The organism is Candidatus Krumholzibacteriia bacterium, from assembly GCA_035268685.1.
GTDB lineage: Bacteria > Krumholzibacteriota > Krumholzibacteriia > JAJRXK01 > JAJRXK01 > JAJRXK01.
In genome coordinates this window covers 1-6,367 of record DATFKK010000077.1, presented here as the reverse complement: position 1 = coordinate 6,367, position 6,367 = coordinate 1, and the positions used below count along the sequence as shown (strand labels likewise).

Here is a 6,367-nt window from a genome sequence, read left to right as displayed (position 1 = left end):
TGCTGCGATCACTCGCCGACGCGTGGCGGGAGACAAAGATCCAGCGCTACAACACGAAACACAACCTCGAAAATCCGCTCTCGGCCGCGCCGAAGCACTGCCACGGGGGGCTCAAGCGGAACTATCGCAAGGCCGTCTACGGGGAGTCTTGAGAGCAGGCATTGAAGGCCTACGACGCCCTCGTACGCAAGTGGTCGAAGCTGTGCGAGGGCGTGATCGCGAGCCTGCAGGAGGCTGGCCACGACTTACTGACGTTCTACCACTTCCCGAAGTCGCGGTGGGAGAGTCTGCGGACCACGATCCAGACCACGCGCCTCAATGACGAGTTTCGTCGGTGGACCAAGACGCAGGAGTCGTTCATGAACGAGACAGCGGCACTGGTGATACTCTGGACACTGGTGGTTTTCGGCCAAGTGGCCACGCTCCGGCAGCGCGACTATCACAGATCGGGCCTGACACGACGAAGCAGGTACTCCCCCGAGGTGCGTGAGCGGACGGCCCGGATGGTCCTGGACCACCAGATCGAGCGGACGTCCCAGTGGGAAGCGATCCGGGTGATTGCGCCGCGGATCGGCTGTTCGGCAGAGGCGCTACCCAAGTGGGCTCGGCAGGCCGAGGTCGACAAGGGCCGGCGCCAGGGCATGACGAGCGACGAGGAGGCTCGCGTCCGCGATCTCGCGCGCTAACTCCAATTCGTCAGAATCCTAAGACGGGAAAAGGCGGCTCTCGGCGATGGAGACCGCCTTTCCACTTGAGATCGGTCCCCTGACGATACAAAAGGAGGACTACGCCAGCAGGAATCCCTGTACCCAAAGGCCACTCTCAGTCAGACGAAGAAAAGAGGACCTGGTCCGCCGTGTCAACGCCCCTCTGGCCCTAGATGTCACCGCCGATCAGCTGACCTCCTCCGCCGGTCTCGAGATCATCGGCGGGTATCTACGGCGCCTGGATTTCTCGCCGAGGGCACGCCGTCATCTGCGTCCGCTGGGGCTACACCGAGTCTTTCCCGCCGGTTCTGTCGTGCGGCTGCTGTTGGCCATGCTCCTGGTCGGCGCGCGTCGTCTACGCCACGTCGGCTATCTCGACGGGCCTGACCGTCGAGCGAGCGTGTCGTGGCTACAATCCGCATCACCACGAGGTCCCGAGCTACTTCCCGATCACCGCGCACCTCGCCCAGACCGGACACGTGATCGGCCTGAAGAACCGCGCGGGCAACGTCCACGACGGCAAGACCGCGCTGCCTTTCCTGCGAGACGTCTTCGCCGATCTCCAGGAGATCAGCCCGGGATCGAAACTGGAGATCCGCATGGATGGGGCCTTCTTCCGGCGGGATCTGCTGGTCTGGCTCGAGTCGCGTGCGGAGTACGCGATCAAGGTCCCCTTCTACCAATGGCTCGGCCTGAAGGGTCTCATCCAGAAACGGCGACGCTGGAAGTGCGTGGCCGAAGGCCTCGACGGCTTCGAGGTGATCTTGCCGATCGAGACTTGGGGAATCGAGCGACGCGTGGCGATCTACCGCAAGAAGGTCTGGCACAAGAGCCCGAAGAACTACCAGCTCGACCTGTTCGATCCCGACGACGGGCATTACGAGTACTCGGCGATCGTGACGAACAAGACGGTCGGCCTGCGTGCGCTGTGGGACTTCATGGCCGGACGCGGCGCGCACGAGAAGGTGCTGTCCGAACTGAAGGGCGCCTATGCCTTCGATGCGATTCCGACACACGACTACGCCGCGAACAGCACCTGGCAGATCCTGTCGGTGATGGCGCACAATCTCATGGTCAGCTTTCAGATCGAAGCGGGAGCGACGCGAAGAAGACCAACCGCGAAACGATCGCCGCTTTTCGAGCTACGACGCATGGCGACGATGCGATTCGAGTGGATCTGCCGAGCAGGGCTCGTGCAACGGCCACGAGGCCGGGCGACACTCAGGATGGCCCGTAGCCTGCCGGCCCGGAGGACCGTCGAACGACTCGTTCGGGCCCTCCAGGCGGCGTGAGTTTTTGACGAATTGGGGCTAGTACCGCCACCCCAGCGACAGGTGCACCGCCCGACCGGGAGCGCCCACCTCGTCACCGGCGGCGAGGTCCTGCGTGGGCAGCACCGCCTCGCGGGTGAGGTGTTCGTGGTAGGCGTGGTCGAGGAGATTGCGCACGCCGGCGCGCAGGACGAGGGCGGGGCTCGGACTGAGATCGACGTCGAGGTCGAGGGTCACGAAGCCGGGGGTGCGGTCCTCGCCGAACCGTGGATCCACGCGGTCCTGTTCGGCCACGGCGCGGGCGGTGAGCTGCGCGCTCCACGGCGCGAACGGACCACGCGCGCCGATCACCCGGGTTCCGAACCGGGCTTCGACGGGTGGTGTCTGCGGCAGGGGGAGATCGTACGTGGTGTCGTGCGCACGGACGGCGTGCAGGCTCAGTGGGAGCGCGAGCCAGCGCCACGGACGCGCGGTGGCGGTGAGTTCGACGCCGGTGCGGCGGGCGTCGACGTTCTCGAACCCGCGGACACGATCCACACGCCCGTCGCCGTTCACGTCCTCCCGGGCAACGGTGGTCTCGAGCACGAAATCGCGGAACTCGGTGTGGTAGGCGGTCGCGGCGATCGACAGCGCGCGGGAGTCCCAGCGCAGCCCGATCTCGTTCTCCCAGCCGGTCTCGGTGTCCAGCGTCGGGTTGCCCACGCGGAAGCCGCCGGGCGCGGGGGCGAAGGCGATCCACGACTCGTGCACGCCGGGTGCGCGCTGGGTGATGCCGGTACCGGCGTGCACCGACGTGCGGCGGTCGAGGCGCCACTGCCACTGGACGTTGCCGCTGGCGACGAAGCGGTCGTCGTCGCTGCGGCGGGCGTCGTCGCCGTGGAAGCGCACGTAGGCGTCGGCGATGGTGCCGGCACCGAGGGGATCGTCGGTGGCGTCGGCGCGGCTGTTCACGTGGTTCGCGCGAGCGCCCACGCGCAGTTCGTGGCCGGCGGCGACGCGGCGCTGCCACTGGCCGAACACGCCCACGGTGCTCTGCGACAGGTCGGGCCAGAGGTGTTCGTCGAAGGTGCGATCCATGGCGAACACGGTCCGTCGCCGGCGGGCGTCACGGGCCATGGTGGTGGTGTCGAGCCCGAACTGGACGTCGTGGTCGCTCCAGCGCGTGGTCCAGGTGGCCCGGGCCGCGAGGCTGCTGGCCTCGGACTCGGTGTTCGCTTCCATCATCGTGCGGTTCGACTTGAGCTGGTTGTCCATCGAGTGGTCGATCCGCGAGCCGCCGACGCGCAGCTCCCAGTGGGTTTCGTCGTCGACGGCGCGACGCACGCCACCGGTGAGCATGCCGATGTCGCTGCGGCGCATGTCCATGGGCAGGGCGGGGAAGAGGGTCCGGTCTTCGCTCCCCACGTTCAGGGTCATCCATGCGCGTGTGCGCTGGTCGGGATCACCGGCTACCGACAGCACGCCGTGCACCACTTCCTGCGCGCTCGGCACGGTGCGTCCGCGAGCGTCCTCGTAGTCACCGGCGTCGACGGCCTCGAGGGCGACGCGGGTGTCGACGCCGGCGATGCGCCGGTCGACCCGCAGTTCGCCCACGGTGGCGTTGCGAGCACCGTCGAAGCCGCCGCGCAGCCATCCGACCAGGTCGGGAACGGTGAAACGACGGAGTTCGTCGTCGAGCACGATGCGTCCGCCCGTGCCGGCCGTACCCAGCGCCACGGGAGCCAGGCCCTCGACCACGGTCATCTCGTCGGCGGCGAGCAGGGGCAGCATGTTCACGGGTGGGTCCATCTTGCCCGGACATGCTCCGAACAAGGGCAGCGGACCGACCTGGGTCCGCACGCGCTCGCTGCCGAGGCCGCGGATCACCGGTTCCACCTGACCTGCGCCACGCTGCACGCCGTGCACCGAGGGCAACGCCTGCAGGGCTTCGCCGGTGGTGGTGAAGGCGCCGCTCTGCGTGGTCTCGGCGTCGAGCCGCACGCTCGACGGAAGGTCGGGCACCAGGGGTACGGGATCGACGATACGGGTGCGGAGTTCGTGCGTGGGAGTCGGGGTCGCGGACGTGTCCGCGGCAGCGGTGCTCGCGGTGAGCAGCGCCAGCAACAGGGCGGAGAGCATGGGTCGACACTCCAGGGAGACGACGGAAGACAGGAGGATGCCGCCCGCGGGCGGCCGACCGTGCGCGAGGATCGACGGGGGAAGGATAGGGCACTCGGCGGGATCCGCCGCCCCTCACTCCCCGACGACCTGCACGAACACCTTCCGTTGGCGCGGCCGGTTGTCGTGGCAGATCACGACGACCTGCTGCCAGGTGCCGAGCACGAGCTCACCCTGGTGCACGGGAACGGTGAGGTCGGAACCGACGAAGGCCGAACGCAGGTGCGAGAAGCCGTTGTCGTCGCCCCAGGTCTCCGAATGATGGCTGCGCATGTCGTGCGGCCACAGCTTCTCGAGCGCTTCCTGCAGGTCCTTCACCAGGGCGGGTTCGTACTCGAGCGTGGTGACCGAGGCCGTCGAGCCGATCGAGAAGACGTTGGCCACGCCCTCGGTCACCCCGGATTCGTGCAGGGTCGTACGGACCTCGTCGGTGACGTCGTGGACGTCGCTGAAGCCTTCGGTGGGCAGGGTGACGAGGCGTCCGTGGATCATGCGGGATTCCTTCCGTCGCGGAACTCGGCAGCGATCACTCGTCGAACAGGGCCTTCACCTTCGTCCACGAGCCCTCGTCGGTGGTCACCGGCCCCTGTTCGATGCGCAGGGTGATCGTGGGGTCGTCGTCGTAGACGCGCCAGGTCGAGTTGCGATTGTTCGCGTTCACGCGGAAGAGCTGCGAGGAGGCGCTCGCGAGGTCGATCTGCGCCGGATCGCTGATGTGCTCGCTCGCCGGCAGCACCGTGTCGTTCCAGAGCTGCGGGTCCTCGAAGTTCACGAGGAGCTGTCCCGTGGCCGTGCTCGACGGACCGAACAGTCCGGGGAAGTCCGCAACGTCGGGCTGGGCGCTCGAAGCGAGCTCGAAGTCGCCGACCGCCGTCGCCGTCTGGATCCGATGCGTCACGTACAGGATCGGTGCCAGCGTGGTGGACGAGGGCAGCGACCACACCTGGCCACTGGCCTCCATCACGAACTGCGTGGTCGCCGGATCGAGGTTGGAGCGGAACTCGGTCGGCGAGGCGAATGCGTCGGGCCCGGCGAGGGAGATGTCGTACTGGATGGTGGCGGTGTACGACACCCCCGGACCGAGACCGGCCGGAACGGTCCCGCCGCTCTCGAACTCGCGGTCGAAAATGCCGGAGATCTCGGCGATGAGGAAGGGCTGGGCGGCGGCGGGCGTGGCCCCGAGCAGGAGCACGAGGGCGATGGCGAGAGTGGACTTCATGGATACGACTCCGGATGTGGGCGCGGCCCGGACGCACGCGGCCGGGCGTGGAGAACGGATTGCGATGGAGGCGCAGGCAACAGGGTCTTACCGAGCATACCCGAGCGCGCACCGCGGCGACAAGCCGACGTCGTGGCCGTCGCCCCGTGCCGCTCCCTCCCCCCGGGATGATGTGGCGATCACTCGTCGAACAGGGCCTTCACCTTCGTCCACGATCCCTCATCGGTGGTCACGGGACCTTGTTCGATACGGAGGGACACCGCGGGATCGTCGTCGTAGACGCGCCAGAACGAGTCGCCGTTGGCCGCGCTCACGCGGAAGAGCTGCAACGAAGCGTTCGCGAGGTCGATCTGCGCCGGATCGCTGATGTGCTCGCTCGCCGGCAGGACCGTGTCGTTCCACAACTGCACGTCCTGGTACAGCAGGAGCAACCGCCCCGAGGCCGTGTTCGTCGGGCCGAACAGTCCGGGGAAGTCCGCGGCGTCGGGCCCGGCGGTCGCGGAGAGTTCGAAGTGGCCGGGGAAGGGGTTCGCCTGGATGCGGTGTTCCACGTACAGGTCCGGCGTCAGCGTGGCCGAAGAGGGCAGCGACCAGGTCTGGCCGCCGGCCTCGACGACGAACTGCGTGGTCGATGCATCGAGGTCGGAGCGGAACGCGGTGGGCGAGGACTCGAGATCGGCGCCGGCGAGCGAGACGTCGTACTGGATGGTGGCGGTGTACGACACCCCCGGACCGAGGCCGGCCGGAACGGTCCCGCCGCTCTCGAGCTCGCGGTCGAAGGTGCCGGAGATCTCGGCGATGAAGAAGGGCTGGGCGGCAGCGGGCGAGACCCCGAGCAACAGCAGGAGGGCCGCGGCGAGAGTGGACTTCATGGATGCAGCTCCGATGGTGGCGCGGCCCGATCTCGGGGCGACCGGACGTGGGGAACGAAGGGCGAAGAAAGAGGTGGCGAGCAGGGGGAGCGTCGAGGATAGCCGAGCACGGTCCATCGCGACAAGCCACGGCGCCGAGCG

The 6,367-nt window shown here is 67.9% G+C and carries 6 protein-coding genes; 2 read left to right on the top strand and 4 right to left on the bottom strand.

Annotated elements, in window-relative coordinates:
• The first annotated feature begins 161 nt into the window (after nucleotides 1-161).
• Nucleotides 162-686 carry a transposase gene (locus VKA86_07575; protein ID HKK71062.1) on the top strand — a complete coding sequence of 175 codons (525 nt, stop codon included), beginning with the start codon at nucleotides 162-164 and terminating at the stop codon, nucleotides 684-686.
• A 248-nt stretch (nucleotides 687-934) separates the two neighbouring features.
• Nucleotides 935-1,999: a transposase gene (locus tag VKA86_07570; protein ID HKK71061.1), complete on the top strand. Its 1,065-nt coding sequence runs from the start codon at nucleotides 935-937 to the stop codon at nucleotides 1,997-1,999.
• 18 nt (nucleotides 2,000-2,017) lie between these two features.
• Here VKA86_07570 and VKA86_07565 read toward each other — a convergent pair whose 3' ends face one another.
• The 4 genes from VKA86_07565 to VKA86_07550 form a co-directional block, all read right to left on the bottom strand.
• Nucleotides 2,018-4,096: a TonB-dependent receptor gene (locus VKA86_07565; protein ID HKK71060.1), complete on the bottom strand. Its 2,079-nt coding sequence runs from the start codon at nucleotides 4,094-4,096 to the stop codon at nucleotides 2,018-2,020.
• Between the two features lie 114 nt (nucleotides 4,097-4,210).
• Nucleotides 4,211-4,627 (bottom strand): secondary thiamine-phosphate synthase enzyme YjbQ, encoded by a 417-nt coding sequence (locus tag VKA86_07560; protein HKK71059.1) that lies wholly within the window; start codon nucleotides 4,625-4,627, stop codon nucleotides 4,211-4,213.
• A gap of 34 nt (nucleotides 4,628-4,661) precedes the next feature.
• Nucleotides 4,662-5,354 (bottom strand): hypothetical protein, encoded by a 693-nt coding sequence (locus VKA86_07555; GenBank protein ID HKK71058.1) that lies wholly within the window; start codon nucleotides 5,352-5,354, stop codon nucleotides 4,662-4,664.
• Nucleotides 5,355-5,533: 179 nt separating this feature from the next.
• The gene (locus VKA86_07550) at nucleotides 5,534-6,226 is read right to left on the bottom strand and encodes a hypothetical protein (protein ID HKK71057.1); all 693 of its coding nucleotides are present in this window, start codon (nucleotides 6,224-6,226) and stop codon (nucleotides 5,534-5,536) included.
• Nucleotides 6,227-6,367: the final 141 nt, after the last annotated feature.